Here is a 289-nt window from a genome sequence, read left to right on the forward strand (position 1 = left end):
CATCCAGTACATGCGCAGCGGCAAGTTCGGCGCCGCGCTGCTCGAGCTGCTGCCGGCCGTGTACTCTCACGAGCGCGGCATGTTCCACTACCGCAGCATGGCCAAGACCAACTACCGCGAGTACCTCAAGGCCGCCCTGGTGCGGCTCAAAAAATACTTCTACGTGCTGCGGCCCCTGCTCGCGGTGCGCTGGATCGAAACCTACAACAGCGCGCCGCCGATCGAATTCGATGCGTTGCTGCACCTCGTCGCGGGCGAGCCGGAATTGCTCGCTGATATACACGTTTTG

The 289-nt window shown here is 62.3% G+C and carries 1 protein-coding gene; it reads left to right on the top strand.

Annotated elements, in window-relative coordinates; translation table 11 throughout:
- Positions 1-289: DNA polymerase beta superfamily protein (locus D0817_RS27275; RefSeq protein ID WP_193555384.1), on the top strand; the 289-nt coding region annotated here is incomplete at both ends.

This window comes from Flavobacterium cupreum, assembly GCF_003996965.1.
GTDB classification, from domain to species: domain Bacteria; phylum Bacteroidota; class Bacteroidia; order Flavobacteriales; family Flavobacteriaceae; genus Flavobacterium; species Flavobacterium cupreum.